16 protein-coding genes are annotated in these 16,641 nt (G+C 68.2%); 9 read left to right on the top strand and 7 right to left on the bottom strand.

Going from position 1 to position 16,641, the window contains the following annotated elements; all coding sequences use genetic code 11:
- Nucleotide 1 precedes the first annotated feature (1 nt).
- Complete coding sequence (locus WV31_RS15730; RefSeq protein ID WP_085374456.1) at nucleotides 2–436, bottom strand: ligand-binding protein SH3; 435 nt, start codon at nucleotides 434–436, stop codon at nucleotides 2–4.
- A gap of 207 nt (nucleotides 437–643) precedes the next feature.
- On the opposite strand from WV31_RS15730, the gene WV31_RS15725 reads away from it, so the two are divergent.
- From WV31_RS15725 to WV31_RS15705, 5 genes are all read left to right on the top strand, one after another.
- The gene (locus tag WV31_RS15725; protein ID WP_085374455.1) at nucleotides 644–2,017 is read left to right on the top strand and encodes a tetratricopeptide repeat protein; all 1,374 of its coding nucleotides are present in this window, start codon (nucleotides 644–646) and stop codon (nucleotides 2,015–2,017) included.
- Between the two features lies 1 nt (nucleotide 2,018).
- Complete coding sequence (locus WV31_RS15720) at nucleotides 2,019–2,501, top strand: FKBP-type peptidyl-prolyl cis-trans isomerase (protein WP_085374454.1); 483 nt, start codon at nucleotides 2,019–2,021, stop codon at nucleotides 2,499–2,501.
- Nucleotides 2,502–2,666: 165 nt separating this feature from the next.
- On the top strand, nucleotides 2,667–3,503 hold the full coding sequence (gene dapD, locus WV31_RS15715; RefSeq protein ID WP_085374453.1) for a 2,3,4,5-tetrahydropyridine-2,6-dicarboxylate N-succinyltransferase: 837 nt from the start codon (nucleotides 2,667–2,669) through the stop codon (nucleotides 3,501–3,503).
- Nucleotides 3,503–4,642 (top strand): succinyl-diaminopimelate desuccinylase, encoded by a 1,140-nt coding sequence (dapE, locus tag WV31_RS15710; protein WP_085374452.1) that lies wholly within the window; start codon nucleotides 3,503–3,505, stop codon nucleotides 4,640–4,642. The genes dapD and dapE overlap by 1 nt, the downstream gene beginning before the upstream one ends.
- Complete coding sequence (locus WV31_RS15705) at nucleotides 4,639–5,196, top strand: hypothetical protein (protein WP_085374451.1); 558 nt, start codon at nucleotides 4,639–4,641, stop codon at nucleotides 5,194–5,196. Before dapE ends, WV31_RS15705 begins: the two co-directional genes overlap by 4 nt.
- Nucleotides 5,197–5,385: 189 nt before the next feature.
- Here WV31_RS15705 and tpx read toward each other — a convergent pair whose 3' ends face one another.
- On the bottom strand, nucleotides 5,386–5,883 hold the full coding sequence (gene tpx, locus WV31_RS15700; protein ID WP_085374450.1) for a thiol peroxidase: 498 nt from the start codon (nucleotides 5,881–5,883) through the stop codon (nucleotides 5,386–5,388).
- Between the two features lie 93 nt (nucleotides 5,884–5,976).
- Entirely contained in the window at nucleotides 5,977–6,339 is a 363-nt protein-coding gene (locus WV31_RS15695; protein ID WP_085374449.1) for a hypothetical protein, read from the bottom strand.
- Nucleotides 6,340–6,564: 225 nt separating this feature from the next.
- Between WV31_RS15695 and WV31_RS15690 the strand changes: the two genes are divergently transcribed.
- From WV31_RS15690 to WV31_RS15675, 4 genes are read left to right on the top strand one after another with little or no spacing between them, the layout of a single operon-like run.
- The gene (locus tag WV31_RS15690) at nucleotides 6,565–10,095 is read left to right on the top strand and encodes a response regulator (RefSeq protein ID WP_168185962.1); all 3,531 of its coding nucleotides are present in this window, start codon (nucleotides 6,565–6,567) and stop codon (nucleotides 10,093–10,095) included.
- Nucleotides 10,079–10,918 carry a CheR family methyltransferase gene (locus tag WV31_RS15685; protein ID WP_085374447.1) on the top strand — a complete coding sequence of 280 codons (840 nt, stop codon included), beginning with the start codon at nucleotides 10,079–10,081 and terminating at the stop codon, nucleotides 10,916–10,918. Before WV31_RS15690 ends, WV31_RS15685 begins: the two co-directional genes overlap by 17 nt.
- Nucleotides 10,915–11,511: a chemotaxis protein CheB gene (locus WV31_RS15680; RefSeq protein ID WP_085374446.1), complete on the top strand. Its 597-nt coding sequence runs from the start codon at nucleotides 10,915–10,917 to the stop codon at nucleotides 11,509–11,511. Before WV31_RS15685 ends, WV31_RS15680 begins: the two co-directional genes overlap by 4 nt.
- Entirely contained in the window at nucleotides 11,508–13,049 is a 1,542-nt protein-coding gene (locus tag WV31_RS15675) for a sensor histidine kinase (protein WP_085374445.1), read from the top strand. The genes WV31_RS15680 and WV31_RS15675 overlap by 4 nt, the downstream gene beginning before the upstream one ends.
- A gap of 115 nt (nucleotides 13,050–13,164) precedes the next feature.
- Here WV31_RS15675 and WV31_RS15670 read toward each other — a convergent pair whose 3' ends face one another.
- Genes WV31_RS15670 through WV31_RS15655 form a run of 4 tightly spaced genes read right to left on the bottom strand, consistent with a single transcriptional unit; the run spans nucleotide 13,165 to nucleotide 16,480 of the window.
- Entirely contained in the window at nucleotides 13,165–14,181 is a 1,017-nt protein-coding gene (locus tag WV31_RS15670) for an NAD(P)/FAD-dependent oxidoreductase (RefSeq protein WP_145980883.1), read from the bottom strand.
- 11 nt (nucleotides 14,182–14,192) lie between these two features.
- Nucleotides 14,193–15,059: a TIGR01459 family HAD-type hydrolase gene (locus tag WV31_RS15665; RefSeq protein ID WP_085374444.1), complete on the bottom strand. Its 867-nt coding sequence runs from the start codon at nucleotides 15,057–15,059 to the stop codon at nucleotides 14,193–14,195.
- Nucleotides 15,056–16,123, bottom strand: coding sequence for a quinone-dependent dihydroorotate dehydrogenase (locus tag WV31_RS15660; protein ID WP_085374443.1), 1,068 nt, complete (start codon nucleotides 16,121–16,123; stop codon nucleotides 15,056–15,058). Before WV31_RS15660 ends, WV31_RS15665 begins: the two co-directional genes overlap by 4 nt.
- Nucleotides 16,124–16,126: 3 nt before the next feature.
- Entirely contained in the window at nucleotides 16,127–16,480 is a 354-nt protein-coding gene (locus WV31_RS15655) for a DUF952 domain-containing protein (RefSeq protein WP_085374442.1), read from the bottom strand.
- Nucleotides 16,481–16,641: the final 161 nt, after the last annotated feature.

The raw sequence follows: 16,641 nt of genomic DNA, 5'->3' as shown, positions 1-16,641 counted from the left end.
CTCAGCCCCCTTTGGCCGCCTGGGCCAGCCGGGCCTGGTCCGGGCCGTAGGCCGCGCCCTGCCACAGCATGGAATAGGCGATCTCCTCGTTGCCGTTCTCGCACAGTTCCAGCACCGATTTGAACAGGGGCTGGAAGGTGGCGGACCGGTGGGACTGCTCGTGCTCGGCGAAGCTGGTCCAGAAGGTGATGATCAGCGCCTCCCGCCCGGCCAGGGGCGAGCCGACCGCCTGGCCCACCGTCGAGCCCTCGTTGGAGATCATTCCGGAATTCAGGCAGACGAAGCCGCCGATGAAGCCGGTCTCCGAGTGCCAGGTCTTGACGTTCTCGCACAACAGCGCCACCCGCTCCTCCAGATCGTCCACCGTGAAGCCGGGCTTCAGCACCACCCGGTTGACCGTCACCACGCCATCGGGGGGAAATCCTTGGATCAGCATCGACGCCTCCTATATTCGATGATGCTGATATTGTGATTGCCGGGCAGGGTTCAAGAGCGGCGTGCGCCGCGATCAGCCGCCATTGAGGCGGCGGCCAAGGGCGCGGAAGGCGCCCGCCCGGCGAGGGACAAACATAAATGGTCCAAGCCCCCCTCTTGCCGCAGCCGCCATCCTCGGGAAAGATGGCGCCTTCCAGGGGAGCAGAACATGGCCGCGGACACACCCTTACCACAGGCGCAACAGGCCTTCGCCGCCGCCGCCCAGGCCTGGCGGGACGGACGATGGGACGAGGCCGAGCAGGGCTTCGCCGCCGCCGCCCTGCTGGCGCCCGCCTGGGCGTCGGCCCACGCCAATCTGGGCGCCGTCCTGCGCCGCCAGGGCAAGCCGGCGGCGGCGGTGACCAGCTATCGCCGCGCCATGGCGGTGGGCGGCGACGACGCCTCCACCTTGTCCAACCTGGGCAACGCGCTGCGCGACCTGGGACGGCTGGAGGAGGCGGAGACCGCGTTGCGCCGGGCCGTGGAGCTGGCCCCCGACAATGCCGGCTACGCCTACAACCTGGCTTTGGTGCTGCGCGACCGGCGCAAGCACGCCGAGGCCCACGCCATGCTGAGCCATCTGGCCGCCGCCGATCCCGACAACGCCGAAATCCAATGGGATCTGGCCCTGGCCGACCTCTATAGGGGCGATTACCAGAAGGGCTTCGCCGGCTACGAATGGCGCACCCGGCTGGCCCGCAATCCCACCCGCCCCCTGCCGGGGCCGCGCTGGACCGGCGACGATCCGGCGGGCCGCACCGTGCTGCTGCTGGCCGAGCAGGGCTTCGGCGACGCGCTGCAATTCGTCCGTTACGTTCCGCTGCTGGCGGCGCGGGGCGCCAGGGTGGTGCTGGAATGCCTGCCCGAGCAGAGCGAGCTGTTCGCCGGCCTGCCCGGTCTGGCGGCGCTGGTGCCCAAGGGCACCACCCCGCCCGTCCATGATTGCTGGGCCCCGCTGGCCAGCCTGCCCCACCTGATGGACACCCGCTTCGACGCCATTCCGGCCCAGGTGCCTTATCTGAAGGCCCCGCCGCGTCCCAACCTCCGCCTGGCGCCGCCGCCGGGCCAGAAGCTGGCGGTCGGTCTGGTCTGGGCGGGCAAGACCACGCCGCGCGACCGGTCCTGGCCGCTGGAGGATCTGGGTCCGCTGCTGGACGATCCCCATGTGACCTTCTATTCGCTGCAGATGGGACCGCGCGCCGAGGATCTGAAGCGCACGGGGCTCGACCGGCTGGTGCGCGACGCCGGCCCGGCGCTCAAATCCTTCGCCGACACCGCCCATGTGATGGAGCGGATGGACCTGATCATCACCATCGACACCTCGGCCGCCCATCTGGCCGGGGCGCTGGGCCGCCCGGTCTGGGTACTGCTGCGCTACGTTTCCGATTGGCGTTGGCAGGACGAACCGCTAACGTCACCCTGGTACCCGACCATGCGGCTGTTCCGGCAGCCCGACCCTTCCGATTTCAAGACCCCGGTGGCCGAGATGGCCGCCCAGCTCGCCTCTCTCATCGACGCCCCATTGACCGACGAAAGACACTGACATGCTGATCGCCAAGGACACCGTCGTCACCCTGACCTACCGCGTCAGCGATTCCGACGGCAACATCGTCGACGAGGGCGCCGAGCCCATCATCTACCTGCACGGCGGCTATGGCGGCCTGTTCCCCCGGCTGGAGGAAGCCCTGGAGGGCAAGGAAGCCGGCCACGAACTGTGCATCAAGCTGCAGCCCGAGGACGCTTTCGGCGAATACGACGCCGAACTGGTCAGCGTCGAGGAGGCTTCGCTGTTCCCCGACAACGTCCAGGTGGGCATGCAGTTCGAACGCGTCATGGACGGCAACCAGGACGAGGCCATGCTGTTCTCGGTCACCGACGTGGCCGACGGCAAGGTGGTGGTGGACGGCAACCATCCGCTGGCCGGCATGGCCCTGGTGTTCGACTGCACCGTGGCCGAGATCCGCGCCGCCTCGGACGAGGAGGTCGAGCACGGCCACCCCCACTTCCCCGGCCATCACCACCACTAGGAACATGTCATCCCGAGCGGAGCCGAGGGATCTCATCCTGGCACAACGGCGCAGACGGAGATTCCTCGGCTCCGCCTTGGAATGACAGACTGGCATTATTGACTCCCCCGCCACCCGGAGTATGTTCTGGGCCCCGTTTTCAGACCGCTTGAGCAGGAATCCGCCATGAGCTTCGCCGCCCTTGAAAAGACCATCGACGCCGCCTGGGAAGCCCGCGACGGCATCAATCTCCAGACCAAGGGCGAGGTGCGCGACGCCGTCGAGGCGACCCTGGCCGCCCTGGATTCCGGCACGCTCCGCGTCGCCCAGAAGACCGGCGGCACGTGGGTGGTCAACCAGTGGGCCAAGAAGGCGGTGCTGCTGTCCTTCCGCCTGTCCGACAACAAGGTGATGGGCGACGGCCCCGCCACCTGGTTCGACAAGGTCCCCACCAAGTTCGAGGGCTGGGACGATGCCCGCTTCCGCGCCGCCGGCTTCCGCGCCGTACCGGGCGCCGTGGTGCGCCGCTCGGCCTTCATCGCCCCGGGCGTGGTGCTGATGCCCAGCTTCGTCAACCTGGGCGCCTATGTGGATTCCGGCACCATGGTCGACACCTGGGCCACGGTGGGCTCGTGCGCCCAGATCGGCAAGAACGTGCACATCTCGGGCGGCGCCGGCATCGGCGGCGTGCTGGAGCCGCTGCAGGCCGGTCCGGTGATCATCGAGGACAATTGCTTCATCGGCGCCCGCGCCGAGGTGGCCGAGGGCGTCATCGTCGAAACCGGCGCGGTGCTGTCCATGGGCGTCTATATCGGCGCGTCGACCAAGATCGTCGACCGCGAGACCGGCGAGGTGTTCATGGGCCGCGTTCCCGCCTATTCCGTGGTGGTGTCGGGCACCATGCCGGGCAAGCCCCTGCCCGACGGCACGCCCGGCCCCAACCTTTATTGCGCGGTGATCGTGAAGCGGGTGGACGAGCGCACCCGCTCCAAGGTCGGCATCAACGAGCTGCTGCGCGACTGATGAGCCTCTCCGACCCCGTCCCGCTCGCCCAGGAGCTGATCCGCCGCCCCAGCGTCACGCCGGACGACGCGGGTGCGCTGGACGTGCTGGCCGGGGCGCTGGAAGGCCTGGGATTCGTCTGCCACCACCTCCGCTCGGCGACCGGCGGGCCGGAGATCAGGAACCTCTACGCCCGTCTGGGCACCGAAGCGCCCAACATCTGCTTCGCCGGCCACACCGACGTGGTGCCGCCCGGCAAGGGCTGGACGGCCGAGCCGTTCGGGGCTGCCCTTGACCAGGGCCGCCTGTTCGGGCGCGGCGCCGCCGACATGAAAGGCGCCATCGCCTGCTTCGTCGCCGCCGTGGCGCGGCTGAAGGCCGAAGGAGCCATCCGGGGCTCGGTCTCGCTCCTGATCACCGGCGACGAGGAAGGCCCGGCGGTGGACGGCACCGTCAAGGTGCTGGACTGGCTGGCGGCCCGGGGCGAGCGCCTGGATTGCTGCATCGTCGGCGAGCCCACCAATCCGAAAAAGCTGGGCGACATGATGAAGATCGGCCGCAGGGGCAGCCTCAACTGCCGCCTGACGGTGTTCGGAACCCAGGGCCATTCCGCCTATCCCCATCTGGCCGACAATCCCATTCCCCGCCTGCTGGAGATCCTGCGCCTGCTGACGCAAAAGCCCCTGGACGAGGGCACGCCCCACTTCCAGGCCTCGACCCTGGCGCTGACCACGGTGGACGTGGGCAATCCCGCCACCAACGTCATTCCCGCCGAGGCCCGCGCCGGCTTCAACATCCGCTTCAACGACCTGCATTCCGGCGCGTCGCTGGAAAAATGGATCAGGGACACCGTCGCCCAGGTCGAGGGCGAGTGCGAGGTCAAGGTGGAGGTGTCGGGGGAATCCTTCCTGACGCCCCCCGGCCAACTTTCCGAAGCCATCGCCCAGGCGGCCTTCGAGGTGACGGGGCTCGTGCCCGAAGCCTCCACCTCGGGTGGAACCTCGGACGCCCGCTTCATCAAGAACCATTGCCCGGTGGTGGAGTTCGGGCTGGTCGGCCAGACCATGCACAAGTCGGACGAGCACGTGGCCGTCGCCGACATGGAGGCCCTGACCGAGATCTACCGCCGCGTCCTCGTGCGTCTGGCGGCAACACCATGATCACCGCCGGCGACATCTTCGCCGGCGTTTTCGGCGCCTGGCGGCTGGCCCGGCGCGACCCCACCGGACTGATCTGGATCGATTCCAGCCCGCGCGGCTTCGTCAATTCCTTCTGGGGCCCGGCCCTGATCCTGCCCGGTTTCCTGGTGCTGCGGTCCCTGGACGGTTCCTTCGAGGACGACCTGCTGCGCCCCCTGGCCGTCGAGTTGATCGCCTATGTCATCGGCTGCGTCGCCTTCCCACTGGTCATGGACCACATCTCGGAAGGCCTCGAACGCTCGCACCTCTATTTCCGCTACATCGCCGCCTACAACTGGTCGCAGGTGATCCAGATGGCGGTGCTGCTGCCGGTGGGATTGCTGATCCACCTGGCGCCGGGCCCCGGCATGGCGCTGCTCAACCTGGCCATGACGGTGGTGGTGCTGGTCTATCAGGCCTACGTCGCCCACCAGGCGCTGGACGTCAAGCCCAGCGCCGCCGGCCTGCTGGTCCTTCTCGACCTGTCGATCGGCGCTCTGGTCCAGATGGTCGCCGCCCGCCTGCTGGGCGGCTGAACGTCCCCTCGCCATGTCATCCCGACGCCCGGAGGGCGGAGGGATCTCATCCTGGCCCGGCTTTTCAGAACCGGCACCGCTGATCCAGGCGAAAATCCCTCGCTTCGCTCAGGATGACAATTCGTTCAAATGAAAAAGGGCCGCTTCCCGGCGGAAACGGCCCACTCTTTCACGTGACCCTCGACCGAATTACTTGGCGGCGGCGATGGCGGCGTCGTAATTGGGCTCGTCGGCGATCTCGGAGACCAGCTGGGTATAGGCCACCTTGCCGCCCTTGATCACCACCACGGCGCGGGCCAGCAGGCCGGCCAGCGGACCGTCGACGATCTTGACGCCATAGCGCTCGCCGAAGCCCTTGTCGCGCATGTCGGACAGGGACTGCACCCGCTCCAACCCCTCGGCGCCGCAGAAGCGCTTGTGGGCGAAGGGCAGATCGGCCGAGACGCACAGCACGGCGACGCTGCCCAGCTTGTCCAGCTCGGCGTTGAAGCGGCGCACCGAGGCGGCGCAGGTGGGCGTGTCGATGCTGGGGAAAATGTTGAGGACGACGGTCTTGCCGGCCACCGCATCCAGGCTCACGTCGGCGAGATCGACGCCGGTCAGGGAGAAAGCGGGAGCGGCAGCCCCCACCGCCGGCAGAGTGCCGTTGGTGTTGATGGGATTGCCCTTAAGGGTGATGGCAGCCATGGCGGAACCTCTGGTTTTGTTTTTGGAAAGGCTCGACTCTGCCCCAGGCGCGCCCGCCAGGCAACCGGTCGTCGGAATAAGATCGAAGAATTTTCAGCGCCGCTTGATGGCGCCCCACACCAGCCAGGCGGTGATGGCCGGCGCGCAGATCAGCAGAACCCGGTCCAGGGCCACGGCAAAGCCCCAGCGTTCGCCGGTGAGCAGCAGGGCCTGCTTGCACTTGTAGCGCTGCTGGAAGCTGCCCTCGCAGGACTTCATGCGCTCCTGCATGGCCTTGCCGGTGTGATTGTCGAAAATCTCGTCCGGCATGTCGGCGACGAAGAACGTCCAGGTGGAAAAGCCCAGCCACAGGCAGCAGGCCAGCGTCACCAGGATGTCGCCCAGGCGTCGGCGCCGTTTGGGATCGGCCAGACCCTCGGTAATGAAATCAGGCAGCATGAGCGACATCGGCGGCATGGGTCTGGAATCCTTCGAGCCCTGTCACGCTAACAGGTCGCGGTTAAGGGACGATTAAATCCGGCACCGCTACCCGGGAAAACACTTATCAGGTAATTACCGTACGAAAGAGCCGCAAGCCCCTTCACTTTGCAGCGGCTCGACGATACTGTGTCGCCGCGATACAATTCGTTACCGTTCGGGGGAGCAGGCGATGGCTTCCGGCTGGCAGGGGGGAAGCCTTCGGTGTATTCGACTCGGACCCGTATCGTTACCCGCCTGACCGCGGGATTCGCCGCCGTTCTGCTGCTGACCGTGATCATGGCGGCCATGGCGGCGCGCACCATGCTGGTCATGGCCGATATGGCGGCCGACCTCTACGCCCATCCCTTCGCCGTCACCAACGCCCTGATGCAGGTGGAAGCGCAGGTCAACGCCATGCGCGCCGACATGCTGCTGATGATCTACAACCGCTCGCCGGCCGACGTGCCCCGGCTGGCGGGACAGGTCAGCATCAAGGAAAGCGAGATGGCCGCCAGCCTGGCGGTGATCCGCTCCCAGTACCTGGGAGCGAAGGACGACGTGAAGCGCCTGTCGGACAAGCTGGCCGAGTGGAAGGTGGTGCGCGACCAGAACATCCACTATTGCCAGAACGGCGAGTTCGACAAGGCGGCGGAGAATTCACGCCAGTTCGGTTCACCGCAGATCGTCGGCCTGCGCCGCGAACTGGCGGGCATCTACGCCTTCGCCCAGGACAAGGCGGCCGAGTTCAACCGCCGCATCGGGGAGCGCCGCGACGCCGCGCTCCGCGACATCGCCCTGACCCTGGCCGGGCTGCTGCTGCTGGGCGCCGTCCTGGCGCGGCTGATCACCCGTTCCATCGTGGTGCCGCTGGGCCAGTTGCGCGACACCATGCACCTTCTGGCGGACGGCGACCTCGGCGTCGCCATTCCCAATCACTCGCGCGTCGCCGAGGTGGCCCGCATGGCGGCGGCCGTGGAAGTGTTCAAGGCGGCCGCACTTCGCCTGGAAAGCGAAGGCTGGATCAAGGACAGCGTGGCGCGCCTGTCGCCGGCCTTGCAGCAGGTGGACACGGTCGCCGAGTTCGCCTCCACCGCGCTCGACTTCCTGGTGCCGCTGTCGGGGGCGGGCGTCGCGGTGTTCCATGGCCGCCCCACGGGCAGCGGGCGCTTCGAGCGCCTGGCCGGCTGGGGCCTGTCGCCGTCCCACCACCAATTGCCGGAATCCTTCGGCCCGGGCGAGGGAATCGCCGGCGAGGCGGCGCGCGGCGGCGCGCCCATCCTGATCTCGTCGCCGCCGGACTCCTGGCTGAACGTGGCCTCGGCCACCGGGGCCGCGCCGCCGGCCGAGATTCTGGTCGTCCCGGTCATGTCGCGCGGAATTGCCCTGGCCGTGCTGGAATTCGCCAGCTTCACGCCGTTCAGCGAGTCCCAGCGGGCGGTGATCGAGGCGTCCGTCCCGGTTCTTGCCCTCAACATGGAGATCCTGGAACGCAATATCCGCACCCAGGACCTGCTGGAGGAAACCCAGACCCAGGCCGAGGAACTGCGTTCGTCGGAAGAGGAACTGCGCACCCAGAGCGAGGCCTTGCAGGTCGCCAACGAGGAACTGCGCGTCTCGGAAGAGGAACTGAAGGTGCAGCAGGAGGCGCTGCAGGCCGCCAACGAGGAACTGCGCCTGAAGACCGAGGCCCTGGAGGAACGCGGCCAGGCGCTGGAGGAAGCCCGGGCCGAGGCCGACCGCCGCGCCCTCGAGGTGGAGCAGGCCAGCCGCTACAAGTCGGAATTCCTGGCCAATATGAGCCACGAGCTCAGGACGCCGCTCAACAGCGTGCTGATCCTGGCCCGCGACCTGGCCGACAACGAGTCCGGCAACCTCACCCCCGACCAGACGGAATCGGCCCGCGTCATCCATGACAGCGGCACCCATCTGCTGGCGCTGATCAACGACGTCCTCGACCTGTCCAAGGTGGAAGCGGGCAAGATGACCCTGGCGCCGGTGACGGTTCCCCTGGCCGAGCTGGCCCAGGCAATCCGGGGACGCTTCGCGCCGGTGGCCGCCGACAAGGGGCTGGACTTCCGGGTGGAGGCGGCGCCCGACCTGCCCGAGACGCTCTCCGCCGACCGCGGCAAGATCGAGCAGATCGTCAACAATCTGGTCAGCAACGCCATCAAGTTCACCTCCGAGGGCGGGGTCACCGTTCGCCTCGCCCTCAGCGGCGGCGGCCATGTCCTCGCCCTGTCCGTGGCCGACACCGGCATCGGCATCGCCGAACAGGACCGCCAGCGGGTCTTCGCCGCCTTCGAACAGGCCGACAGCAGCACGTCGCGCCAGTTCGGCGGCACCGGCCTGGGGCTGACCATCTCGCGCCGGCTGGCCCGTCTGATGGGCGGCGACATCACCCTGGACGGCAACGCAGAGCGGGGCAGCGTCTTCACCCTGGCGCTGCCGCTGAACGGCGCGGCGATCCCCACCGCCCCCTGCGCGCCCGAGCCGCCGCCCGCCATGAAGGCCAGCCCGGAGCCTGCCGCCGTCATCCTGCCCGCGGACCCCCACAAGGCCGACGGAACGCTTCTGCTGGTCATCGAGGACGACCCGGTGTTCCGGCGCGTCGTCTGCGAGCTGGCCCAGGCCAAGGGCTTTTCCACCATCACCGCCGAGGACGGCCGGACAGGCCTGGAGCTGGCCCGCCTGCACCGCCCCGGCGGCGTCGTGCTCGACATCGGTCTGCCGGGCATGAGCGGCTGGGAGGTGATCGAGCACCTCAACCGTTCGCCCGAGACCCGGGGCATTCCGGTCCACGTCATCTCGGCGGGCGACGAGCCGGGCAAGGGCGCCCGGCTGGGAATCGTCGGCCACCTGACCAAGCCGGTCAGCCGCGAACAGATCAACGGTGCCTTCGAGGTCCTGCTGCGGGCCGGATCGGAGGCCGGGCACCGCCGGCTGCTGCTGGTGGACGGGGACGAGGGCAACCGCGCCGCCATCCGCCAGACCCTGGCCAGCCTGGACCTGGACATCACCGTCGCCGAAACCGGCGCCCAGGCCCTGGAACAGATCACCAGGGAGAAATTCGACTGCGTGGTGCTCGAACTGGCGCTGCCCGACATGCAGGGCGCCGAGATTCTGGAACGGGCCGAACGCGCCGGCCAGGGCCTGCCGCCGGTCATCGTCTATTCCAGCGGCGAGCTCAGCCAGGAGCAGACCCTGAAGATCCGCGAATTCACCGACAGCATCGTCATCAAGGGGGCGCGCTCGTCCGAGCGCCTGCTCGACGAGGTCGGGCTGTTCCTGCATGCCATCGAGGCCAGGAGCAACGGCAAGGCCAAGGCCAAGCCCGCGCCCGAAGCCGTCGACGCGGTGCTGGCCGGGCGCACGGTGCTGCTGGTGGACGACGACATGCGCAACGCCTTCGCCCTGTCCAAGGTGCTGCGCGCCAAGGGGCTGAAGGTGCTGATCGCCCAGGACGGCGCCAAGGCCATCAGCCATCTGCAGGCGCGCGAGCACGTGGATCTGGTGCTGATGGACATCATGATGCCCGGCATGGACGGCTACAGCACCATGGGCGAGATCCGCAAGGACCCGCGCTTCGCCAGATTGCCCATCATCGCGCTGACCGCCAAGGCCATGCCGGGGGACCGCGACCGCTGTCTGGCCGCGGGTGCCGACGACTACCTGACCAAGCCGGTGGACATGGACCTGCTGCGCCAGGCCATGGCCCGCCAGATCGAGCGGAGCGGACATGCCGACCCGAACTGACCGCCTGCGCGCCCTCGAGGTCGACCTGTTCGTCGAGGCGCTGGCCCGGCGGCACGGCTATGATTTCAGCCATTACGCCAAGGCATCGCTGCGCCGCCGGGTCTCCGCCCTGGCCCTGAGCCAGGGATGCGCCACCATCGCCGAGCTGCTGCCGCGGGTGATCCACGACGACGGCCTGCTGCCCACTATTCTGTCGACGCTCTCGGTGCCGGTCACCGAGATGTTCCGCGATCCGCCGGTCTTCCGCGCCATCGCCGAGCGGCTGTTCCCGGTGCTGGCCACCTATCCCCGCCTCAACATCTGGCAGGCGGGCTCGGCCACCGGCGAGGAAGCCTATTCCCTGGCCATCCTGCTCGAGGAGGCCGGGCTGCTGCACAAGGCCCAGATCTACGCCACCGACATCAACGACGCCGCCATCGCCAAGGCCGAGGAAGGGATCTTCTCGGCCGAGCATGTGGCGCGGTACGACGCCGCCTACCGCAAGGCCGGCGGCACCAAAGGCCTGTCCCACTATTTCAGCCTGGGCTACGGCTTCGCCAAGGTCAGCGGCGCGCTCAAAGACCACATATCCTTCGCCCACCACAATCTGGTCTCGGATGGGGTGTTCTGCGAAGTGAACATGGTGATGTGCCGCAACGTGCTGATCTATTTCGACAAGAAGCTGCAGGACCATGTGCTGGGCCTGTTCGCCGCCAGCCTTTCTCGGGGCGGCTTCCTGTGCCTGGGCACCCGCGAGAATCTGGGGGGATCGGCGCAGGCGCACCACTTCTTCTCCATCGACAACGACCTGCGGCTGTTCAAGAAGAGCGGAGACCTGGGGTGAGGCGGATCGAGGCCGTGGCCATGGGATGCTCGGCGGGCGGGATCAAGGCACTGCACGACATCCTCCCGCTATTGCCCGCCGATCTGGGCGTGCCGGTGATCGTCGTCTGCCATTCCGGCCCGTCGGCCCGCGACCTGTTGAGCTCGGTGCTGGCCCGCGACTGCGCCCTGCCGGTGGCCGAGGCCGAGGAGCGCGCCCCCGCTTTGCCCGGCCACGTCTACGTGGCGCCGCCCGACTATCACCTGCTGGTCGAGCCGGACGGCACCTTCGCCCTGTCGGCGGAAGGGCGGATCAACAACGTGCGCCCGGCCATCGACCCCTTGCTGGAATCGGCGGCGGACACCTGGGGCGAGGGATTGCTGGCGGTGCTGCTGACCGGCGCCAACCAGGACGGTGCCGCCGGCATGGCCGCCGTGCGCCAGGCGGGCGGCATCTGCATCGTCCAGGACCCCGAGGGCGCCACCGCCGAAGCCATGCCGCGCGCCGCCATCGCCCAGGGCGGCGCCGACTGGATCGCGCCGCTGGACCGCATCGCCTTCCTCGTCGCCTCGCTGTGCCAGCCATCCCCCCCGCCCCAGGACCACGCCCCATGAGCGCAATCCGGCCGAAGATTCTGATCGTCGACGACACGCCGGCCAATCTCCTGGCGCTGCGCAAGATCCTCAACAAGCTCGACGTCGAGGTGATCGAGGCCGCCAGCGGCAACGACGCCCTGATCCACTGCCTGGAACACGATTTCGCCCTGGCCCTGCTGGACGTCAACATGCCGGGCATGGACGGCTACGAGCTGGCCGGGCTGATGCACGACGAACCGCGCACGGCCCAGGTTCCCATCATCTTCCTCACCGCCGCCTATTCCGACGAGATTCACCGCCGCAAGGGCTACGACGTGGGGGCGGTGGAATACATCCAGAAGCCCGTGGACGATTTCATCCTGCGCTCCAAGGCGCGGGTGTTCCTGGAGCTCTACGTCAGTCGCCGGGCCCTGGAGGCCGAACTGGCGCGCACCACCGCCATGACCCAGGTCCTGAGGGAGAGCGAGGCCCGCCTGCGCCATGCGGTGTCCGAAGCCCCCATCCCCATCATGATCCATGCCGAGGACGGCACCGTGGTGCTGCTCAGCCGGGTGTGGACAGAGCTGACCGGCTATGGCGCCTCGGACATTCCCACCGTCGGGGATTGGACGGCGCGGGCCTATGGCGACAAGGGTCCCGAGATCGCCCGGCGCATCAAGAGCCTTTACACCATGGACGGCCCCCGCGCCGAGGGCGAGCACGAGGTGATCACCGCCGACGGCTCCGTCCGGGTGTGGGACTTCCGCTCGGCGCCCATCGAGAAGCTGCCCGACGGCCGCCGCCTGGTGATCAGCATGGCGGTGGACGTCACCGAGCGCCATCGCGTCCAGGAGGAACTGGCGGGCAAGACCTCGGAACTGGAGCGCTCCAACGCCGATCTGGAGCAATTCGCCTATGTGGCCAGCCACGACCTGCGCGAGCCGCTGCGCATGGTCAATTCCTTCCTCGGCCTGCTGGACAAGAAGTTCGGCCCCGAGCTCAGCGACGAGGCCCACGAGTATATCGGCTTCGCCCGCGACGGCGCCAAGCGCATGGACTCGCTGATTCTCGACCTGCTGGAATACTCGCGCATCGGCCGCAACGCCCTGCCGGACCAGGCCGTGGATCTGGGACTGGCGCTGGCCACCGCCCAGTCCAACCTGACGGTGGCCATCGAGGAAAGCGGCGCCACCCTCAACCTGCCCGAAACCCTGCCGTCGCTGTGCGTCGACATGGGCGAGTTCGTGCGGCTGTTCCAGAACCTGATCGGCAACGCCATCAAGTACCGCTCGCCCGACCGCGCGCCGGTGATCTCGGTCACCGCCACGCCCCGGCCCAACGCCTGGGAATTCCGCATCGCCGACAACGGCATCGGCATCGAATCCCAGTACTACGACCGCGTCTTCCAGATCTTCCAGCGCCTGCACTCCCGCGCCGAGACGGCGGGAACCGGCATCGGGCTGGCCGTCTGCAAACGGGTGGTCAACCGCTATCGCGGCCGCATCTGGGTGGAATCGGTGCCGGGCGAAGGCAGCACCTTCTGCTTCACCCTGCCCGTCCCCAAGCCGGGGGGCTGAACCTGACGGGCTGGGGCCGATTCCGCCGTCCATTGCCATGCGCCGCACCTGAAGACACATGGATTCCCGCTTTCGCGGGAATGACGGGGAAATCTTGAGTTTGTTCCGTAGCCAGCTACCCCTTGGGCACGCCCGAGGTGGTCGAGTGCTCGAAATGCAGCGCCTCGCCGGGATGGACCACGTCATGGGCCGAATGGGCGACGCGGGCGGCCTCGGCGAAGCCGGCCAGGATCAGCTTCAGCTTGCCGGGATAGGTGCAGATGTCGCCCGCCGCATAGATGCCCGGCGCATCCGTGGCTCCGCTCGCCGGATCGACGGCGATCAGGTTGCGGTCCATGCCGAGATTCCACTGGGCGATGGGGCCGAGTTCGCTGGACAGGCCGTAGAAGGGCAGCAGCACATCGGCCTCGAGCCGCCGGATCTCGCCCTCCAGGGTGGCGACCACCACCGCCGACAATTGGCCGTTCTCGCCCTCCAGACCGTGCAGCTGATAGGGCACCACCAGCTCGACCGCGCCGGATTCGGCCAGCTGCTTCAAGCGCGCCTCGGATTCGGGGGCGGCGCGGAACTTGGGCCGGCGGTGCACCACCATCACCTTGGCCGCCACCTCGGCCAGCGAGATGGCCCAATCCACCGCCGAATCGCCGCCGCCGGCGATCACCACCGTCTTGCCGCGGAAATCCTCGCGCCGGCGCACCAGATAGAACACGCTGGTGCCTTCGAACCGCTCCAGCCCGTCCAGGGGCGGACGGTTGGGACCGAAGGCGCCGCCGCCGGCGCAGACGATCACGGCGCGGGCCGCGATGGTCTCGCCGCTGGACAATCCGCACAGCCAGCGCCCGTCGTCCAGGCGCGACAGCGTGCTCACCTGGGTGTCCAGGTGATAGGTGGGGGCGAAGGGCGCCGCCTGCTCGGTCAGGCGCTCCACCAGATCGGCGGCCAGGATCGAGGGATAGCCGGGAATGTCGTAGATGGGCTTTTCCGGGTACAGCGCCGAAAGCTGGCCGCCCACCGCCTCCAGGGCATCGACCACGTGGCAGCGCACCTTGACCATGCCGCACTGGAACACGGTGAACAGGCCCACCGGGCCGGCGCCGACGATCACCGCATCGGTTTCGTGCATGACGGACATGAAAGGGCTCCTTACCAGACGAACTTGGAAATGGCGGCGACGGGCGTCTCGCCGTGATGGCGGGCCAGCTCGGCCAGCCGGACCGGGTCGGCGGTCTCGCCCCACGCAATGCCCAGCTCGTCGGCATGGATGCCGCCGGTGACCAGCACCGCGTCGATGCCCCCGGCCCGCGCCCCCCGGATATCGGTGTGCAGCGCGTCGCCCACGGCGCAGATGCGGGCCTTGTCGGCAATGCCAAGCGCCGCCAGCGCCACGGTATAGATGGCCGGATCGGGCTTGCCCCGGCTCACCACCTGCCCACCCATGTCGGCGTAGCGGTCGGCGATGGCTCCGGCGCAGGTGATGCGCTTGCCCTGGCGGATGACCACGTGGTCGGGATTGGCCGAGACCATGGGCAGGCGCCGCGCCAGGGCGCGGTCCAGGATGGACTGGTAGTCCTCCACCGTCTCGCTGAGATCGACCGGCCCGGTATTCAGGACAAAATCGGCCTGATCAATATCGACCGACCGGTAAGTCAATGTATCGAAGACATTGCGGTCCCGCTCCGGCCCCATGTGATAGAGCGCCTCGCCCAGGGCGGCGAACACCGGATCGGTCCGGCGCTGCAATTCCAGATAGACCGCCTCGCCCGAGGACAGCACCTCGTCGTAGAGGCCGCGGTCGATGCCCATCCGGGTCAGCTGCTCGATCAGGGCGGTGGCCCGTCTGGGGGCATTGGACAGCATGATGGTGCGCTTGCCCGCCGCCCGCAGCGCCGCCAGGGTCTCGGCCACGCCGGGATAGGCGACCACGCCGTCGTGGATCACCCCCCACAGGTCGAGCACGAAGCCGTCATAGCGATCGGCGAGTGCCGACAGGCCGGAAACCTGAGTGATCACAATCCATGGCCCCGATGATCGGCGCCCACCGCCTCGGCGATGGACTTGAAGCCGTCGCGGGCCAGCAGTTCGACCATCTCGCGCTTGATGCGGGTGACCAAAGCGGGGCCTTCGTAGACCATGGCGGAATAGAGCTGCACCAGGGAGGCGCCGGCCCGGATCTTGGCATAGGCCTCCGAGCCCGAGGCGATGCCGCCGACACCGACGATGGGCAGCTTGCCCCGGGTCAGCTCGTAGACCCGGCGCAGCATGGCGGTGGAGGATTCGAACAGGGGCGCGCCCGACAGCCCGCCGGTCTGGCGCGCATTGACCGACCGCAGGGTCTCGGGCCGGGCGATGGTGGTGTTGGAGACGATCAGCCCGTCCAGGGCGCCGTCCAGCGCCACGGCGGCGATGTCGGACAGGTCTTCCCAGGCCAGATCGGGGGCGATCTTCAACAATAGCGGCGGCGCGCCCGAGGGCATGGCCTTGGCCAGCGCGGCGCGGGTGCGCCCCACCAGGGCGGCAAGCTGGTCCTTGCCCTGCAGGGCGCGCAGGCCCGGCGTGTTGGGCGACGAGACGTTGATCACCAGATAGTCGGACAGCGGCGCCAGGCGGGCGGCACCCTTCTCGTAATCGGAGGCCGCGTCCTCGGTATCCTTGTTCTTGCCGAGATTGGCGCCGACGATGCCGGTCCTGGGCCGGGCCGCCAATTTGGCCGCCACGAAGTCCAGCCCCAGGTTGTTGAAGCCCATGCGGTTGATGATCGCCCGGTCCTCGGGCAGCCGGAACATGCGCGGCTTGGGATTGCCGGGTTGCGGCCGGGGCGTCACCGAGCCGATCTCCACGAAGCCGAAGCCCTGGTCCAGCATGGCGTCGGGAACCTCGGCGTTCTTGTCGAAGCCGGCGGCGAGGCCCACCGGATTGGGAAAGTCGCGGCCCCACAGCCGGACCTTCAGCGCGTCGGGGTTATAGACCGGCTGCCTGGGCACCAGCCCGGCCTTCAGCAGGCCAATGGTCATACCATGGGCGGTCTCGGCGTCGAGCAGGCGGACCAGCGGTCCGGCGAGGCGGAAATAGTCCAAGGCTCAGTCCTCGATGGAAGGGAACAGATGGACGCCATCGGCGCCCAGCGTCAGGTCGGACACCCATTTCACCGCCGACAGCGGCAGGGTGCCGTAAAGATGGGGAAACAGCCGGCCGCCCCGCGAAACTTCCCATCTCAGGCAATCGCCCAAGACTTGCGGGTCGACGGCGACGATCACCAGTCCGTCCTGGCCGGCGCGATGCTTGGCGACGCTGGCCCGAACCTGGTCGGGGCCGGAAAAATGAATGAAGCCGTCGGCCGCGTCCTGGGACGAACCGCCATACACCCCTGTCGTCTGGGCATATTGCCACTCGGTCCGATGGCATACATGATAGATGGTGTGGGGCGTGCTCATGGCGGCGGAACATACTGGAAGATGCGGCCGAAGGCTAGGGTGGCGCTTTTTTACACGATGGCAGCGCCGGACGGCTTTGCACATTTTTTCATAGCGGCGACGCCACTTGTTTGCGACCATGTCGTGGATGGGCAGCGGCAATGACATTCGCCGGGAGATGC

This window comes from Magnetospirillum sp. ME-1, assembly GCF_002105535.1.
Taxonomy (GTDB): Bacteria; Pseudomonadota; Alphaproteobacteria; order Rhodospirillales; family Magnetospirillaceae; genus Phaeospirillum.
Note: the sequence above shows the minus strand (reverse complement) of the source record. Positions and strands in the feature narration are given on the sequence as shown.